12 protein-coding genes and 4 pseudogenes are annotated in these 17,498 nt (G+C 58.7%); 11 read left to right on the top strand and 5 right to left on the bottom strand.

The annotated features are described in order from the left end of the window. Positions 1 to 561, top strand: a 561-nt coding sequence (locus A3C3_RS0135780) for a YihY/virulence factor BrkB family protein (RefSeq protein ID WP_022719287.1), incomplete at its 5' end; no start/stop codon positions are given. 862 nt (positions 562 to 1,423) lie between these two features. Here the strand turns inward: A3C3_RS0135780 and A3C3_RS48340 are convergent. Continuing rightward, a complete protein-coding gene (locus A3C3_RS48340) occupies positions 1,424 to 1,924 on the bottom strand; it encodes an acyl-CoA thioester hydrolase/BAAT C-terminal domain-containing protein (RefSeq protein WP_325058575.1) in 501 nt (166 codons plus the stop codon). A gap of 309 nt (positions 1,925 to 2,233) precedes the next feature. Between A3C3_RS48340 and A3C3_RS0135770 the strand changes: the two genes are divergently transcribed. The 8 genes and pseudogenes from A3C3_RS0135770 to A3C3_RS47710 form a co-directional block, all read left to right on the top strand. Beyond that, positions 2,234 to 2,635, top strand: a complete 402-nt coding sequence (locus A3C3_RS0135770) for a hypothetical protein (protein WP_022719286.1) — start codon at positions 2,234 to 2,236, stop codon at positions 2,633 to 2,635. 1,166 nt (positions 2,636 to 3,801) lie between these two features. Further along, positions 3,802 to 4,800 carry a LacI family DNA-binding transcriptional regulator gene (locus tag A3C3_RS0135765; protein ID WP_022719285.1) on the top strand — a complete coding sequence of 333 codons (999 nt, stop codon included), beginning with the start codon at positions 3,802 to 3,804 and terminating at the stop codon, positions 4,798 to 4,800. Between the two features lie 42 nt (positions 4,801 to 4,842). Beyond that, positions 4,843 to 6,135: an ABC transporter substrate-binding protein gene (locus A3C3_RS0135760; protein ID WP_022719284.1), complete on the top strand. Its 1,293-nt coding sequence runs from the start codon at positions 4,843 to 4,845 to the stop codon at positions 6,133 to 6,135. 84 nt (positions 6,136 to 6,219) lie between these two features. Continuing rightward, a complete protein-coding gene (locus tag A3C3_RS0135755) occupies positions 6,220 to 7,152 on the top strand; it encodes a carbohydrate ABC transporter permease (protein ID WP_022719283.1) in 933 nt (310 codons plus the stop codon). Further along, on the top strand, positions 7,145 to 8,038 hold the full coding sequence (locus A3C3_RS0135750; RefSeq protein ID WP_022719282.1) for a carbohydrate ABC transporter permease: 894 nt from the start codon (positions 7,145 to 7,147) through the stop codon (positions 8,036 to 8,038). The genes A3C3_RS0135755 and A3C3_RS0135750 overlap by 8 nt, the downstream gene beginning before the upstream one ends. A 3-nt stretch (positions 8,039 to 8,041) precedes the next feature. After that, positions 8,042 to 9,760 (top strand): GH32 C-terminal domain-containing protein, encoded by a 1,719-nt coding sequence (locus tag A3C3_RS0135745; RefSeq protein WP_028740287.1) that lies wholly within the window; start codon positions 8,042 to 8,044, stop codon positions 9,758 to 9,760. 16 nt (positions 9,761 to 9,776) lie between these two features. Then, positions 9,777 to 10,840, top strand: a pseudogene (locus A3C3_RS42280) (ABC transporter ATP-binding protein). Continuing rightward, positions 10,818 to 11,254: pseudogene (locus A3C3_RS47710) on the top strand (hypothetical protein); the annotation flags it as partial. The pseudogenes A3C3_RS42280 and A3C3_RS47710, both read left to right, overlap by 23 nt. Positions 11,255 to 11,497: 243 nt before the next feature. Here A3C3_RS47710 and A3C3_RS0135735 read toward each other — a convergent pair. From A3C3_RS0135735 to A3C3_RS0135725, 3 genes and pseudogenes are all read right to left on the bottom strand, one after another. Then, positions 11,498 to 12,655, bottom strand: a complete 1,158-nt coding sequence (locus A3C3_RS0135735) for a sulfite oxidase (protein ID WP_022719279.1) — start codon at positions 12,653 to 12,655, stop codon at positions 11,498 to 11,500. Positions 12,656 to 13,420: 765 nt separating this feature from the next. Continuing rightward, positions 13,421 to 14,206, bottom strand: a pseudogene (locus A3C3_RS40585) (transposase); the annotation flags it as partial. A gap of 85 nt (positions 14,207 to 14,291) precedes the next feature. Then, positions 14,292 to 14,636, bottom strand: coding sequence for an ArsR/SmtB family transcription factor (locus tag A3C3_RS0135725; protein WP_028740286.1), 345 nt, complete (start codon positions 14,634 to 14,636; stop codon positions 14,292 to 14,294). A 108-nt stretch (positions 14,637 to 14,744) separates the two neighbouring features. Here A3C3_RS0135725 and A3C3_RS0135720 point away from each other — a divergent pair, with 108 nt between their 5' ends. After that, positions 14,745 to 15,491 (top strand): glucose 1-dehydrogenase, encoded by a 747-nt coding sequence (locus A3C3_RS0135720; protein WP_022719276.1) that lies wholly within the window; start codon positions 14,745 to 14,747, stop codon positions 15,489 to 15,491. Between the two features lie 374 nt (positions 15,492 to 15,865). Here the strand turns inward: A3C3_RS0135720 and aac(6') are convergent, their stop codons facing one another. After that, positions 15,866 to 16,318 carry an aminoglycoside 6'-N-acetyltransferase gene (gene aac(6'), locus A3C3_RS0135715; protein WP_022719275.1) on the bottom strand — a complete coding sequence of 151 codons (453 nt, stop codon included), beginning with the start codon at positions 16,316 to 16,318 and terminating at the stop codon, positions 15,866 to 15,868. Between the two features lie 92 nt (positions 16,319 to 16,410). On the opposite strand from aac(6'), the pseudogene A3C3_RS42275 reads away from it, so the two are divergent. Further along, positions 16,411 to 17,498, top strand: a pseudogene (locus A3C3_RS42275) (IS1182 family transposase); the annotation flags it as partial.

The following is a 17,498-nucleotide window of genomic DNA, read 5'->3' as shown; positions in this document are numbered from 1 at the left end:
GCCTATGAAGAAAAGGAAAAGCGGGGACTGGTCAAGCTTAACCTCGTAGGGCTGTGCTTCACTTTCGGCGCGATGCTCTCTGCCGCCACAATAATAGGACTGGTCGCTGTCATGCCTGTGGTGCTTTCCTATCTTTGGCTCGACCTATTCAAGGAGCACATGGCCCTGCTTCTGAGGTGGCCGTTGTTGCTTTTGATCGCAGCCGCAGCGACCACCGCCGTATACCGCTTCGGTCCGAGCCGCGAGCCCGCCAAGCTCCGATGGATGACGTGGGGTGCCTTTCTCGTGACCTTTTCATGGTTTGCGATGTCGGTCGGATTTTCGTTCTACCTCAACCACTTCGCCAACTACAACGCGACCTATGGCACCCTCGGCGCGCTGATCGGCTTCCTGGTCTGGATTTGGCTGTCGATCGTCATCTTGATCGTGGGAGGCGAGCTGAATGCCGAGCTGGAACACCAGACGGCGAAGGACACTACCACGGGGGCACCATTGCCGATGGGATCACGCGGAGCCTATGTGGCGGACACTCTCGGCGAGACCGCAGACCGGCTGCGCTGACCAGCAGGGACGCCTTCGCAGCCAGTTTGGCACGCGCGAAACCTTCGTGACCCGCTGCCGCCTTCCGGTCAGTTTTCCTGCAGGCCGGTCCAGGAGCTGGCGACGACGCATTGCGCTCGGCTTCGAACCAGGTCCAGATTCGTTGTAACGCTCAGCCGCGCTTTCTAGATCTTCGAGAAATGGACGTTTCCAGGAAGGACCGGGGTCAGACTTAAGGTTTGAAGGGAGCTGCCCGGCTCGGCGAGATATCTGTCAAGGGTCAGGCATTCAATAGTGAAAAAGGAGGTCGGAAGTGGGCACTGCTTGCGCGGATGCGCGCGTTGACGCGGAAGCGGGTTCTACCTGATCCTTGAGCCACGTTCCAATGAAGGGCATGGATGTGTTCATTCATTGCAGGCCAACAAGACATTCGGTCATTCTCATGCTCATCAGAACCTCACCAGGACTTGTCGAAGCGATTTGTTCGGTCTTGTCATTCCTCAAATGGTCGCTCGATAAAGTGTTTTCATTAGTGTCATCACGGCCGTCATTGAAGTCGGCCGGGAGATGGTCGATTACTCTGTCGATCCGAAGCACGGCTCCATTCTCGAAGATCGAAGCACGACTACTCGCTTCGCGGCGCAGGAGACCAGCACGCGTCCAACGACGGTTATGCGAGCCTGCCCAAAAATGTTGGCAAAGGCAACCCAAGCAGCCCTGCCCAGTCGCGTATCAGCTTCATCGCTGCCCCGTGCGCATGCAGTGACGATCTTGGCGTTGTTTCCGCTGGAAGGAGGATACGATGACCAGCCTCTGGATCGCAAATCAGCCGGCTTCTTTCGCGAACATTTGTCGGCGATGGAGAACTGGCCACAGGGCGTTACTACCCGCCAGCGATCAGAACTATATTGGCCCGGCTTTGTTCGACGGGAATGGTAGCAGCCGGAATCGATTTGGCGAAGCGTTGAAGGCAGTGCTCGAAAAAGCTTCGATAGGAAACCAGCCCGTTCGCGTATTCCGTTGTCCATGAAGAATCGGTGGGTACGAACGGCAGGGGCTCGCTCTTCCATGTCCACGATGAGCGCTCCGGCCAGGCGATGCCGTCACGGCGCGGTCCGATGTTTCCCCAGACAACGGACGTTGGGCTCATGGCAAAGACGGCGTCGACGCGCTCATCGCGAGCAGCGACAGGCAGAGCAGCTTCCGCCCCTTTTGATGTTCCGGCTATGGCGATCTGCTTGCAGCTGCGTTTCTCAAGTTCGTCGATTGCCTGGACGAACGTCTCCAGCGGGACCTCACAGACGCCTGGGGCTTGGCCTTTGCCGCAAGCGCAGGGCAAGCGACGTGACGCCGATGCTGGCGAAGAGCGAAGCACGTGGAACATCGACACGCGCGCTCGATCCGGCGAGAACAAGGATTCCCCATTCTGTCCGCCGGTCAGGCTCAAGCAATATTCCTTGGACGTTTCCGCATAGGTCGATCTGGATACAGCTCGCCGTTGAACAAGCCTTTGCAGCTTGTTTTGGCAGAGGCCAACATGCGTTTCCCAGACTCTACCAGCCACCTATGGGTGCTCGGAGCAGTGTAAGAATCGGAAACACTTTGTGACTAAGTTACTCCGAATGCTACGTTTTTCTATCTTGTCGTCCTAACGGTCCTGACGGATATTAGCGATCGATAAGAGGTAGCCACCATGATCAGAATGATTAATGACCCGGCAGAGCTTGCGGGCGAGGACATCACAGGCAAATATATACTTCGAAAGTTGAACTACCACTGGTTCGCTTACGGCAAGGCCGCCATCGTCACCGCTTGCAAGGGGAGCATTCTGCACCTCGACCGTGAAGAGACGGTTTATTCGGAACGCTGGGGTCGCCGCGCCTATACCGGCACAGGCAAACGTTATCCAGGCGGCGTGTGTCCTATCTCGGCAGTCGCCTGCGTCTGTGACACGCCAGACGATGTGAACGCTGTTATCCAGCTGGACGTTGAAGCGCAGGACGAATTCTACCAGCTGGTCGCCAAGACTGAGGCCAGGGTTCATGATCTAGCCGCTTCCTCACAAAATAGCTTCTTTCTAGCGGCTGCTGAATAAAGTAGCTGACGAGCGCTATCGCGTGGACAAGAAATAACGCTGATAGCTCAAGGTGCCGAGTTGCTGGTGCGTGGTACAACGGCGTCGAGAACAAAAGGACTGCGAGAGCAACAAAGCCGGTTTAGCTGGTCATTTTCAGACGGCCAAGTGGTCGCAGGCCGCGATAGGTCAGCAGCTAATGCTTCCGGCAATACCAGAGCGTGATCGCCTCGCTCTCCTCGAAGGCGCAGCAGCATTCCGTGCAGCGGATGCGCGTCGCTGGTTGGTCGTAACCCGAAAGACCGCCTTGCCAGCTTTCATTTAAAGCGCGTACTGGACGGTGAGAGCAGCGCAACAATCGCCGTAGTCTTGCTACTGAGCTCAGAAGGCGCTGAGCCAGTTTTCTCACTTCAGCCTATCCGTTGCGGTCGTCGAGAAGGATCCAGCGATGACAGCCGCGCATCGCCATTGTTGATTTCCACTAAGGGGTGGACGAAGCTGGGTAGTCAGCAGCTAGCGAGGCTCTCTAGATTTTTTTTCCGCCAAAGAATAACATAGTGATTTTATTGCATAATATGTCTGGACTGATTGCCTGTTCTCGCAGGAACCAGCCAGATGTACGGCTAGCTTGCGCCATCGGCCACGCAGTTCCTTGCAGGCAAAAAAAGCCTCTTCGGCCGTCAGGTCGGCGCGTTCCTCGGATGGGTAGTCACCTTTTTCGTCGGAACCGGAAAATGTCTGCCCGCCGAAAAACGAGAGAAACGCCCCGAAATAACAGCGAAATAGCGCTCGATGCGCTCGAGTAAACAAAGAAACTCAAAAACACCGGGCTTCTCAGCCGGTTCGAGCGTCGACCCTCTTTGCCGTGACAAGTTGCTGAAATAGTCCAAGGTTCATTTCGCGCGGACAGCCGCGCTCGTTGTTGTCGCTTCGGGTGCGCGGGACGCGGCATTAGCTGACAGCCGGGATCGGCCCCGGAGACCCGAGGTCCTTGAATTTAGAGCGTCTGGATATGCGGGGCAAAACCGCTAAGGCTGATGGTTCACGCAGGCTTCCGTTCCGCCGCACAAGGCGATGTCGGCTTCATGATCGGCCATCGAATGACAACGTCTCGAACGCGAAGGGGGTCTCTTGACAAAGTAGGCGACGGAATCTACTGGGTAAACGATAACCCAAGGGAGGAAGGCGTGGCGGCATCGCTTTCAGACGTAGCGGAACGGGCGGGTGTTTCGATCAAAACCGTCTCGGGCGCCCTGCATGGCGGATCCGCCCGCATGTCGGAAGAGACGCGGTTAAGGATCAAGCAGATTGCCGAGGAGCTCGGCTACGTCACCAACCTCGCTGCCAGAGGTGTGCGACAGGGTTGGTTGCCGCTGATCGGTGTCGTCGCCGATGAACTCATCACGTCACCCTTTGCAACCGAGATCATCCGCGGCCTCGATGGTGCTGCCCGGACAGCGGAAATGGCCGTCTTTGCGATGAACCTTAATGGTACTCGTGACGTCGCTTCTGTTCTGGAAGAGGTGCGTCGGTTTCGCCCTCGCGCCATTGCCTACGCGGCGATGTACCACAAGACTGTCGCCTTGCCCGAAGCGTTTGCCGCAAACGTCGGTATCATGATCAACTGCAGCGAAGCCACCGGTCGGGTGACCTCGCTGGTGCCCGACGACGAAAGTGCTGCCTTCGACGTCACCCGCCACTTGCTCACTGCCGGACGCCGTCGCATTGCCTTCATCAATCTGCCGGGTCTTCTCGCCGGGGAATTGCGCGAGCGCGGCTTTCGAAGGGCGCTCGATGAGGCAGGCATTGCGCCGATCGGCATTATGCCTGCTGTTCGCCGTCCAATCTACACTGACCGCGCGCCCAGTATGGTCGGAACGCACATCGCCGGCCTCATGAACGCGAGCGAGTCCCCGGACGCCATTCTCTGTGGCAACGATCGCGTTGCCATGGAGGTGTACTCGGCGCTGCGCCGAGCGGGTGCGCGCATTCCCGACGATGTCGCGGTAGGCAGTTTCGACAACCAGGTCGAAATCGCCACAAGGCTTGATCCGCCACTGACAACAATGGCCCTGCCGCATCGCGCCATGGGTCGGGTCGCGGCAGAGATGCTGCTGAGCGAGAAAATCGTCCCACCGCACACGCGAAGGCTTCCGTTCCAGCTGATCTCTCGATCTTCCGTCTGAAAATCAAACCGCAGCATGACTATGCAAAGGAGGAGAAATAAAATGGGTAAACGTTTACTTTCAGCGCTTCTGGTTTCGACGTCCCTCGCTGCCACCGCCGGCCTGGCGGAAGCGAAGACGGTAATTCACATGATGCATCAGGGCGATCCGGGTTGGGTCAAGACGTACGGCGACGTTGCCAAGCGGTTCGAGGAAGCCAATCCAGATGTTGACGTCGAACTGATCTATGCACCGCACGATGCCTACAACGAAAAATTCAGCGCCGCGGTGATGGCCAAGCAGTTGCCCGACATCATGGAACTCGATGCACCGTTTCTAGCCAACTACGTTTGGTCGGGATACCTGCAACCGATCAAGCCGTTGATCGAGAAGGATATCGTCGACGACATGACGCCTTCGAACGTTGCGCAGGGTACCTATCCGATCGACCAGGACCTCTACGCGGTCGGTCTGACCGATTCCTCGGTCGTGCTCTATGGCAACAGAAAATACTTGGAAGCGATCGGCGCACGAATTCCGAAATCCGTCGACGACGCCTGGACGCGCGAGGAATTCGAAGGCTACCTGGAAAAGCTCTCCAAGCTCGACGGTGTCAAATGGCCCATCGATACGTTCCGAGGCTATGGCATCAAGACGGAATGGATCACCTACGCCTACGGGCCGCTTCTCGGGTCGGCCGGCTGCGACCTGATCGACCGGGCTTCGTGGAAGGCGACAGGGACGCTGGACAGCGAAGCCTGTGTCAATGCGCTAACGATGATGCAAACGTGGGTGAAGAACGGTTGGGTCGTTCCGGGCTCTTCGGGCACAAACCAGTTCTATGCCGACGGCAAGCCGGCTGCATTGGCACTCGGCGGTCATTGGTTCTATGCGGAGGCAGCCGCGGCGATGAAGGACGATATCGTCGTCATGCCGCTGCCGAAGCTCGGCACCAAAGGTGTCAGCCCTAATGGGACCTGGATCTGGGGTATCACGAAGTCGTCCGAGCATCCCGACATTGCCGGCGAGTTCCTGAGCTTCCTTCTGAAGGACAAGGCGTACCGCGAGTTTGCCAAGGAGAATTCCGGCTTCCCCGGACTGAAGAGCTTTGCCGCCGACTCGCCGGTCTACGCTGCGGGTGGCCCGATGGCCGTTGCCTTCGAACAGGCGTCGAAGACGGCCGTCGCTCGCCCGCCGCATCCGGCCTATCCGACGATCACCTCGGCCTTTATGCAGGCCGTCGACAAGATCTTCAATGGTGGTGACGCCAAGGAAGCATTGTCGGAAGCCGCGCAGAAGATCGATGAAGATATCGAGGACAACGCCGGTTACCCGCCGTTCGATGCTCAACAGTAAGGCCTTTGCCGCCAGGCCGAGCCGGGTAAAGGAGCCTGGCGGCAACCTCGTTGGATGCACTCAATCTTCAGGAGGAGGAGATCAATGACTTTGCAACAATCGCCTGCTGCCGGGCGGCTGCGCCCGGGCGGGCGGCGCGATCCGCGCCGGCTGGCGCAGGAGGCGCTGATGATCGCCCCGGCCGTCCTGCTTCTCGCCTTCTTCCTGATCGCACCGTTCCTCCTGTCGTTCTGGACGTCCATGACGAACCAGCCACTGGTGCCGAGGCCGACGCCGGTGCGTTTCGTCGGGTTGCTGAACTTCCAGCGTATTTTCAACGATCCGCTGTTCTGGACGTCCTTGTGGAACGTGTCGCGCTTTACATTCTGGGTCCTGCCGGTCCAATGCGGCCTCGCCTTTGCGACGGCGCTGCTGCTGCACCAGAAGATACCCGGCCGTAATCTCCTGCGCGGCATGTTCTTCCTGCCTGCGATCACCTCCATGGTTGTCGTCTGCGTCATCTGGGGCACGCTGTTCCAGTACCCGAGCGGACCGTTCAACCAGATCGTCGGCTTTCTGTCCGGCGGCCGCATCCAACCGATCGACTGGCTGGGCGATCCCAACTGGGCGATGTTCTCGATCGTGCTGCTTTCTGCGTGGCAGGCCTATGGCTTCCAGATGATCGTCTACCTCGCGGGTCTCCAGGGGATCCCGGACGAACTTTATGATGCCGCCAAGATCGATGGCGCGAATGCACTGCGCCGCTTCTGGCACGTGACGATGCCCGGGCTTCGGCCGACCCATGTCTTCGTGCTTGTCATTACGACCATCCAGGCGTTCAAGCTCTATACGCAGGTCGCCATCCTCACTCAAGGCGGACCAAGGGGCAGCACCGAAACCGTCGTGCACTACATGGTGCGGGCCGGATTCGAGGAGCAGAAGCTCGGCTATGCTTCCGCCGTCTCCGTTATCCTGTTCGTCATCGTACTCGTAATCGCGCTGATCCAGCGCAAACTCTTGAGGCGCTTTGATGTCTGATCTCGTCATGAGCCAAGCGACGCCCGTTGTGAAGCCCTTGGCTTCCAGCAAGGCGTCATTCCACCTCGTCCAGGCCGTCTGCATCTTTATCATCGCCCTGGTGGTGATCTCGCCGCTGTTCATGCTCTTCATCGCGAGCCTGAAAGACGATCGCTTCCAGATTCTCGCGGATATGGGCAGCTTCCGTGCCTTCTGGGTGGCGGATCCGACGCTCGCTAACTTCAAGGAAGTCGCGCACTTTTCCGGCGAACTGGCGTTCGGCCGCTACCTTCTCAATTCGCTGCTGATCCTGGCGGTCACAGTCGGCGGCGGCCTCGTCGTCAATTCCATGGCCGGCTTCGTGCTGGCCTGGGGCTCGCTGCGCGGCAAAGCCGTATTGCTTGCGCTGGTCGTCGCTCTCTACGTAATTCCGCAGGAGAGCATCATCATGCCGCTGGTGGTGATGGTGTCGCGCGCAGGCATGACCGACACGTTCGCAGTACAGATTCTTCCCTGGGTCGCGAGCCCTCTCTACATTTTCCTGTTCTACCAGTTCTTCGCACAGCTTCCCAAAGAGCTCTACGAGGCGGCGGAGATCGATGGGGCTTCGGTCTTCCGGATCTATCGCTCGATCTATATGCCGCTCAGCCTGCCTGCGCTTGCCACCGTGTCGATCCTCATGGGGATCGAAAGCTGGAACCAATATCTCTGGCCAACGCTTGTGACGCAGACCGACTATGCGCGTCCGATCTCCGTCGCCATCGCCACCTTCTTTGGCCAGGACAGCATCTATTGGGACCGTGCCATGGCCGCCTCCGTCCTGATGATGATCCCCATTCTCGCTCTCTACCTCGCTTTCCAGCGCTGGTTTGTGAGCTCGTTCGTCGGCTCTGCCGTGAAAGGTTGATTGATGACAATTCAAACGGGAAGTTTCTCGGGGTCTCGGGAGAACGTGAGTGCCGATCTCCAAGCCGGGGACGTGATCCATGTCTGGCTGAAGGCGCGGATCACGGGCGTTACGGCGTCTGTCGCCGTGACCGTCGAGGGCGTCGAGATTACCGCGGCGGTTTCCACCAAGACCGAAGAGTTCGAATTCCAGCAAGTTGTCCTGTCAGCAAGTGGAAAATGCGTGCTGAGCTATGAGCCATCGGCCACGGCTGTCTCGGTGATCTACAGCTTCGATCCGGTAGGCGTCCTTGAAGGGGGCATTCGCGTGCTTCATTGCTCGGAAGAAAATGCGCCGCCGCAACTGCATTCGGGGTATCATTTCCGCCCGCCCTTCGGCTGGATGAACGACCCCAATGGTTTCGGCCGATTCGGGGGGAAGGCGCACCTTTTCTATCAGCATTATCCGCATAGCCTGCGGTGGAATACGATGCATTGGGGGCATGCGGCCTCGCATGACTACCTTCATTGGACGCACCTTCCGGTCTTCCTGTTTCCTGCAGCCGAACTCTCGGCGCGTGACGATGGCCGCGGAGGAGCTTTTTCCGGGTCGGCCATCCCGGTTGCGACAGAGGACGGCGAGGGCGAGCAGATCCGCGTCTTCTTCACCGAGCAGGTCCGGGATCGAAGGCCGGAGGAGCAGATACAGCTTTCTGCGATCTGCGCAGACGGGATTTTTGTTGGCAACCCCTCCGTTGTCTTGCCGGTGCGACCGGAACGACTGGGGCTCACTCTGGATTTCCGCGATCCCTATGTATTCAAGGGGCCGGACGGCCTCTGGAAGATGTTGCTCGGCAGCCGGGACAAATCCGGCGGCGTGATCCTCCTCTATGAGACGTCTGGCCACGCTGCAGCAGGCGACTGGAGCTTTGTCGGCGTCCTGCATCGCGAGGATCGCTTTGGCATGACGGCCGCAGAATGCCCCTGCATGATCCCTCTGGGCGATGTCGCAAGCGACGAGACGCGCTGGGCTCTCATTTTCGGCCTCCTGACCAGCCGCGATCCGGCGACCGGACGCCGCAACATGTCGTCCGTCACCGTTGGTCGGTTCGATGGTCGCCAGTTCCAACCGGAGTTTGAGCAGGAACTCGACTTCGGATCCGACGCCTATGCCTTTCAGGCCTTCGTCGATCATGACGGACCTGTCGGTCTGGCTTGGCTGGCGAATTGGACGGACGTTTCGAAGAGCGTCGATTTTCCAACGGCCATGACACTGCCGCGGCGCATTCTTCTCGATGGAGGCGCGGTTCTGACGCCGCCCCTCGAGGCTGTCGACGGCCTGCGCCACAAGCTTCTCGACGAGGACAGGTTGCAGACGGGCAAGAGCGTCGAGTTGGTCGATGGGGCCGTCGAAATTTTACTTGACCTCAAGCAGGCCGGAGCATCCTTCGAACTCAATTTCGACCATCCCGAGATCCGTCTTGGTGTGCGCCAGGACAAAGATGGGCTGGCGATCCTTTTCGATGCTGGAGCGGGAAAGCCGTCGCCGCGCTATCTGGCTGCCGGCGCCAAGCCTGAACAGGTCCGCATTTTTGTCGACGCCGGATCGATTGAAGTATTCGCGGGCAATGGCCGCTGGTGCGGCACGAAGCGCATTCCAGGCTTTGCCGCTATCCGATCGGCATCACTGAGCGCATCCGAAGGCAGCGTCGCCGCTGCACGCGTCTGGCAACTCAAGCTCTGATCTAAGGGAGAAGAACATGGCATCCGTCGCGATCGAACAGGTTCGCAAGCAATATGGCGCCGTGCCGGTGATCCACGGTGTTTCCGTGGATATAGAGGACGGCGAGTTCGTTACGTTGGTCGGACCGTCCGGCTGTGGCAAGTCGACCTTGCTGCGCATGCTCGCCGGACTGGAGGATATCAGTGGCGGAGAAATCAGCATCGGCGGGCGTGTCGTCAATGACGTGGCCCCCAAGGAACGCGATATCGCGATGGTTTTCCAGAGCTACGCGCTCTACCCGCACATGACGGTTGCTGAAAACATGGGCTTTGCATTGAAGCTGCAGGGGCAGGACAAGGTGGCGATCGGCCGGCGTGTCCAAGAGGCTGCGGACATCCTGGCGCTACAGCCCCTGCTCGATCGCTTGCCGAAACAGCTCTCCGGGGGCCAACGGCAACGCGTGGCGATGGGGCGCGCGATCGTGCGCCACCCGAAGGTCTTCCTGTTCGACGAGCCTCTGTCGAACCTGGACGCCAAGTTGCGGGTGACGATGCGTGCGGAGATCACGCAACTGCACCAGCGACTGAAAACGACAACCGTCTATGTCACCCATGATCAGATCGAAGCGATGACGATGGCTGACAAGATCGTCGTCATGCGCGCCGGGCAGATCGAGCAAGTAGGCAGACCGCTCGAACTCTACGACCGGCCAATCAATACCTTCGTCGCGACATTCATCGGCTCGCCGGCCATGAACCTCTTTGAAGGCCGAGTCGGCGAAGGGCAGTTTCACTTGGATCAAGGCGTGATGTTGCCACTGCCGCCATGTGAGACACCGGCCGATGTGCATACCTATGGCGTCCGTCCCGAACATCTGACGATTTCGGAGACCGGCATTCCGGCGACGGTGCTGGTTGTGGAGTCATGTTGATCGGATCACAGACCGCTGCGATGGTGCTGCATGATCGGATCACCTTGCGTCTGGGTGAGGCGATTAAAGTCGTTCCTGACCTATCCAAGACGCATCTTTTTTCATCCAAAGGGATGCGCTTGAACTGCTGGATAGTCGGCACAGGACGAGCAGCGCCTGATGGCACGTAGCGCTGCACTAGAGCCCATATCGGCGGAATATCTGCACCCCTTGCTCGTCACGAAACGGATCAGCGCGAAGGGCTCGCAAGAGCTGACCTACTCGGATGTGACGACGCTCAACGATTTGCCACGAAAGGGAAATTGGCGCCGATACAACGCTGTTCCTAAATGGTCAGAAAACAGTTGCGGGCACGACCACCATTACCTTCGAAAAAATGGGCTGAGGAAACAATCGGATCATGCGCGTATCCGGTTTGGGCAGTGAATAGCCGCGTGGAGCTGCAAGGACTGTCTCCGATAGTCTTTGAACAATATTACTCTGCCGACCTGAACCTCGTGCTTCGCTCGATCAGGCTCGACCCGTCGGGACATCCCATTAGTGAAGTCCGATTTGATCGGTTCCAGATTGGTTGGATCAACTGACACCTCGTGGGTACGACAGGACGGGTCGCCGGACATCTGGGACATGGCTACCTAATCTCGTCGATTTAGGGCCCTTCACCGAAGCCTGCTTCCAGCACAACGGCGAGACCCAGCTTCGAGGCGTGGCCAAACGTGCTCGATTGCCGTGATGGCCGCGAAAGCCGGCCGCCGAACACCGACTTTCGCGAGGGAGTTAATGCTGAGGGCGGTCTCCGCAGCCGGCGTACGTGGCAGCAACGTTTCTCAAACGATCCGGATGCGGCGCGTCACCTGGCCGTTGCTTTCCCAGTATGTGTGCTTTTTGGCGATCAAGGGATCGTCCATTGCCGGTTGAATTTGACCTGCCGTACTGATCGCGCGCGAGGTCACCGTGTGTTCTCCAGGCGAGGGATTTTCCCAATCCAGTGACCAAATCTTCCAGGCGTATTCGGCCTCCTCGCTGTGATCTATGACTGCCGGCATCCAGGGCCCTTGATCGATTTTTACTTCGACCCGGGCGATCGGCGCACCCCAAGCTGCGCCGACGATCCGGTGACCCGAGTCGTTGCGCGTGACCTTCGCGGGCGCGGATTTCAGCAAGGCCCGGCCGACCGAGGTCTCGGCCCACACGGTCTCGCCATTGTGCTCTTCCTCTCGGATGGTGACATAGTCGCGGCCCATCAGCAGGCTCATGAAGCGGGTGTCGCGAACCTCGATGCTCTTCAGCCACTTGACGTTGGCGATCCCGTACCAGCCCGGAGTTATCAGCCGCAGCGGGAAACCGTTGGGCGCCGGCAGGGTCGCGCCGTTCATTTCGTAGCAGAGCAGATTGTCGGGGTTCATCGCGTCTGCGAGCGACATGCTGCGAGCGAAGTTCTGATGCATCTTGATATCGCGAATTGTGACCTCGCCTTTGTCGGTACCGAAGAAGACGACCTCGATGCCCTTTTCAAGGACCCCGGCTTCCTGGAGGATCGGGGCAAGCGGCGTGCCTGCCCAGCGGGCATTGCCGATGCCGCCGGTGAAGAAGGGGAAGCCGTGGTTGCCGGAGCATTCCACGGTGAAAACAACCTCCTGCCTCGGCCGCGCCTTGATGTCGGCGAGCGTCATTTTCAAGGGCTTCTTGACCAGGCCCCCGATCTCGAGGGACCACGTCTTCTCGCCAATCGTTGGTCGATTGAAATGCGAGATGCTGAAGAACTTGTCATTTGGCGTAATCCAGGAGTCCATATCCTCCCAGACAAGCTGGGTCTGAATCCCTACCGGATCGGGATTTTCCGCTGGCTGATCGAGCCATGGAACGACTTCCTCGCCCGGCCGCCGCGTCGGGAAAGCGTGGGCCAGCGAAGCATAGAGGCCCGCGATTCCGGCGAGAGCCGCACTTCCTTGAACGATGAATTCCCTGCGTTGAAGATCAGGCATGTTTTTCCCTCCCTGATCGCATCCGGAGCGGGCTGCAACGGCCCGAGCCCGGATATGCGCACAATGTCTATCCCACCTGGTATGTTCGGAGCGAGGTCAACCGATTGACCCGCATTTCACTTCTTGTGCGGATCGTCAGCCGGGTTGATGTAAGTGATCCCTCCCGGTCCGACAAAATGGCATGCGGATGAGTATGGGGCGGAACCTGATAGTTGGGCGGAAACTTGGCGCGCAAAACGACGGTGTCGCCAGCTTTCGACGGATCGCCCACCAAGACAGCAATTTGAGCCCCGTTCGGCAGGCCCTGATCATCCTGCCATACCAGCCTGTCAGGCGTAAGCAGTATCACGTTTGTATGTTGTCCGAACGCCGAACCTCCACATACGGTCAGAATTGCCGCAACGGCAGTACCGAAGGTAAGTGTCGGTCTGCGATTCATAGCTTTCCGCTTCCTCCATCTAGCCGATTAGTATGATCAATCACTAAATCAACCTATGAGCGATCATGGAGGTTGTCAAATCAACTTTCTGGAAATTATGCACTTGCCGCTTCCTTTGGAGAGACAGACCAATTCGATCATGCGGCGGCCGTTAGTGAGCGGCCGCAATACAGCGTCAGTGAGCGTTCGGCCGGATCAGATGGACTTCCGCTTTTGGCGGATACCGTTGAAAAACTCGATGGCTTAGCCGTTCATCCGGCCGTTTCGGCCCTTTTACGCAGGGAGCTATCGGTTATCTACCCTGCGCTTCTGCGCAGGGTAGCGATTTATGCCACTCCTATACGGCGATGACGCCGTGCGGCGACCTTTGTGGTCCGAGTTTGGCCAGTTCTCCTGAGGATTTGGGCGGTTGCGGCAAGCAGGAATTCGTCTCGGGCACCGCACGGACCCCGCAGCCTCAAACGCGCCATCCGGAGAATGCGCTTGAGATGAGCAAAGAGCATTTCGACTTTCTTACGACGATGCCGAGACTGCTCATATTCAGGCGTGGCCGCAATCGCTCGGGCGACATCGCGAGCGTCCTCGTTGAGATCACGCGGCACCTTGCGAGCAACCGTATTCGGGCAGCAGCGCTGTTTGATTTCACAGCCGTCGCAGTCCTTCTTGCTGGCTCGATAGAGCCGCCTTCCGTCGCTCGTGATTCCTGATCTGGGCGTTGCATAGGTTCGGCGGAACTGCTTCAGCTCCTTACCTGCCGGGCAAATGTAGCGATCATTCTCAGCCTCCCAAATGATGTCCGAACGCGAGAAGGTCCCGTCGGTCCGGTTCGATTTGTCGAAGACAGGAATGTGCGGCGCGATCTTCTTGTCCTTGACCAGCCAGGCCAGATTGTCAGCAGAACGGTAAGCGCTGTCGGCGGCGAGATAGTCTGGCTTTAGGCCGAAGCGATTCTCGGTCCTGTCGATCATCGTGCGGGATGCTCCGACCTCCGCCTGGCGGATGGCACGCGTCGCCTCCACATCAAGAATGACGCCGTGATCAGTATCGAACAGATAGTTGATGGCATAGGCGAAGAAGGCATGACCTTTGTGGGCACCAGTCCATTGAGCTGCTCTCGGCCTCTAAGTGGTCGCTATGACGCTCGAAAGATATCGCCAAACTCAGGAGAGACAGCTCGCCCAACCCGTCATATAGCTGTCAATCCGCCTTCACCTCTCCGGGAAGCCATCCGTAAGCATTCAGAATGGCCATAGCGAGACCTGGAAAGCGTTCATCCAATTCCGAGCACCGCGAATGGTTACGTATTTCCACGCCCTGACGCTCGCAGCGGATAAGGCCGGCCTCGCGCAGCACTTTGATGTGGTTCGATAGTGAAGACTTGGGGATTACGCGCTCGCGCATGTTGGCAAACGCAGCGCACGTCCCGCCGGAGCCGCCGCCCGCAATTTGCGCGAATATCGCCGCGCGCTCCGGATCGGAGAGGGCATGTAGGATCGCTTCAGGCCGTACGTCCTCTATTGCTGGATGAAAGAGCGGTCTCATGATTTTTTGTATATGGGGGCTTGAAACCAAGATCAACAGTTCCGAATTTCCGAACTACGGAACAATGCCGCCAATTCCGACGGCACTCCGAGTTGAAAGGAATGCGCCATGGGTAAGCTTGCCGGAAAAGTCGCCGTCGTGACGGGAGGTTCCAAAGGGATCGGTGCCGCGATTGCCAAGGCACTCGCAGCGGAAGGTGCACAGGTGGTGGTGAACTACGCTTCGAGCAAGGCGGGAGCTGACGCGGTGGTCCAGACGATCACGGCGGCCGGTGGCAAAGCCATCGCGGTCCAGGGCGACGTTTCGAAGGCCGAACAGGCGCAGGGACTGGTGGACGCTGCAGTCAAGGAATTCGGCCAGCTCGACGTGCTGGTCAACAACTCCGGGGTCTACGAATTCGCGCCGATCGAGCAGGTGACCGAGGAACAGTATCGTCGCATGTTCGACGTGAACGTTCTCGGCGTTCTGCTGAGCACCCAAGCAGCGCTCAAGCATCTCGGTGAGGGCGGCAGCGTCATCAACATCTCGTCGGCTGCGACTAGTCTCGCTCCACCAGCCTCTAGCGTCTACACCGGAACCAAGGGCGCATTGGACAGCATCACCAGTGTGCTTGCCAATGAGCTGGGTCCGCGCAAAATCCGGGTCAACGCGATTCTCCCGGGCATCGTCGAGACCGAGGGTACCCACACCGCGGGGTTCATCGGCTCGGATTTCGCGCACAGCGCAGTGTCCCAGACACCGCTCGGCCGCATCGGCCAGCCGGACGACATCGCTGGAGTCGCTGTCTTCCTCGCATCCGACGATGCCCGCTGGCTGACCGGCGAACGACTGGTCGCCAGCGGCGGTTTTCGCTAATGATCAATTGATGTTGTGCGTGCTCCTTCACGGGGGCACGCACACTGCCTCGCAGCTGCGCGATGGCTACGACGCGGGTCGCTGCGCTCTCTGCAGCTAATGGTTCCCGATAGCCTCTCCCTTTGAAGATAGATGGAAACGGTCTTTAGCAAATGGGAATGGCTCCATGTCGGCTTTGGCGCACTCCTGAAGAGTAGTTGGTCGCCTGTCGGCCCAAACCGGTCATTGGCCGTCGCAAAAATCCGCCGCGAAACTCCAACTTTTGCTACAGAGTTTTGCGGCGAGAATCCGCGAACGCTTTCAGGAAAGACCGGAGTGTCGCAAAAGTCGGGGATTTGTGCGGCGAACCATCCTCGTGGAAGGGCAACACCGGCCTACAGTGGCTTTCGGAAGAACACGACGCGCTGTGTCTCCTCAAATCCTAAAGCGGTATGGAGCGCATGGCTGGCTGAATTCTCAAGCAGCGCGTCAGAGCCAAAGTCAACACACCCAAGCGACTTCCCCCAATCGGCAACGGCATTGCAAAGCAATCGTGCGATACCCTTTCGCCTGTCAACGGGCCGGACATAAATCCCTTCGAGGAATAGAACGGGCGAGCTGCTGCATCCATTCACATAATCATGTCGCAAAGTGGCCTCAGCAAACCCGACAGCTTCATTCGCAGCATTTCGAGCGATGAACGCGACGGCTTCTCCACTTTCTGAAAGAAACGCCCGGCCCAACTCAGCTCGATGATCTTCGAGCGAGTGATGCGGCCACAGCGCAACGCGAAGCTCCGCCCACGACTCAACATCTTTTATGGTCCCAATCTCGATAATCGATTCCATATTGTGGTTCTCTTTTGTCGCGAAATTCCCGCAGACCGTCTGAAAACCCCGTCGGGGATTCCTCACGTTAGACTGCCGTGGTAGCTTTTGCCATGGCGCATCATTCAGGAACAGACCGCTCTCAATTGCTGCTTCTGCCGGAAGCGGTTGATGATTATGTGGGGCCGGACAATCCGGTTCGCTTCATCGAGGCTTTCGTTGACGGCCTCGATCTCCAAGCCGCCGGGTTCGTGCGGGTGGCGGCGAAGGAGACCGGCCGTCCGGGTTACGACCCAGCCGACCTTTTGAAGCTTTACGTGTACGGGTATATCAACCGTGTGCGTTCCAGCCGGCGACTGGAAGCGGAAACGCGCCGCAACGTCGAGTTGATCTGGTTGCTCAGACACCTGAAGCCTGACTTTCGCACCATTGCCGATTTCCGACGGGTCAACCGGTCGGCTTTCCGCCAGGTGTTCCGGGAGTTCGTCATCCTGTGCCGTCAGCTCGACCTGTTCGGTTGTGAGCTTCTGGCCGTCGATGGCACCCGGATCAAGGCGGTGAACAACAAGGATCATAACTTCACGCGCGGATCGCTCTCGAAGTTCATCCGGGAGGCAGATGAGAAGCTGGCCGATTATATGAAGCGCCTCGACGAGAGCGATGCTGACGAGGAGAAGGCAACCGGCAGCAACGGTTCGGGCGGCGGCATGGCGGAGAAGATCGCGGCCATCAAGGGCAAGCGAGATCGCCACAAGGCGCTGCTGGACGAGTTGGACCGCAGCGGCGAGGACCAGATATCGCTGACCATCCGGATGCCAGCGCCATGGCGCGTATGACCAAGGTCGGCGTCGGCTACAACATCCAACTCGCCGTCGATGTAAAGCACAAGCTTATCGCCGAGCAGGAGGTGAGCACCCAGGTTCTCGACATGGGGCTTCTTGCACCGACGGTCGAGGCGGCGATGGAAACACTCGGCGTCGATCGGATCGAAGCGGTTGCTGACCGGGGCTACTTCAAGATCGAGGATATCGAGGCCTGCGAGAAAGCGGACATCACCGCCTATGTGCCGAAGCCGATCCGGGGCCCTGCCGTGCGCGAGGGCTTCTTTTCCAAGGAGGAATTCCGCTACGATCCGGACAAGGACATTTTCCTTTGCCCCGGAGATCAGGTGCTCTCGCCCCGTCATTACGGCAAGTCACGC

Source organism: Rhizobium mongolense USDA 1844 (assembly GCF_000419765.1).
Lineage (GTDB): Bacteria > Pseudomonadota > Alphaproteobacteria > Rhizobiales > Rhizobiaceae > Rhizobium > Rhizobium mongolense.
Note: the sequence above shows the minus strand (reverse complement) of the source record. Positions and strands in the feature narration are given on the sequence as shown.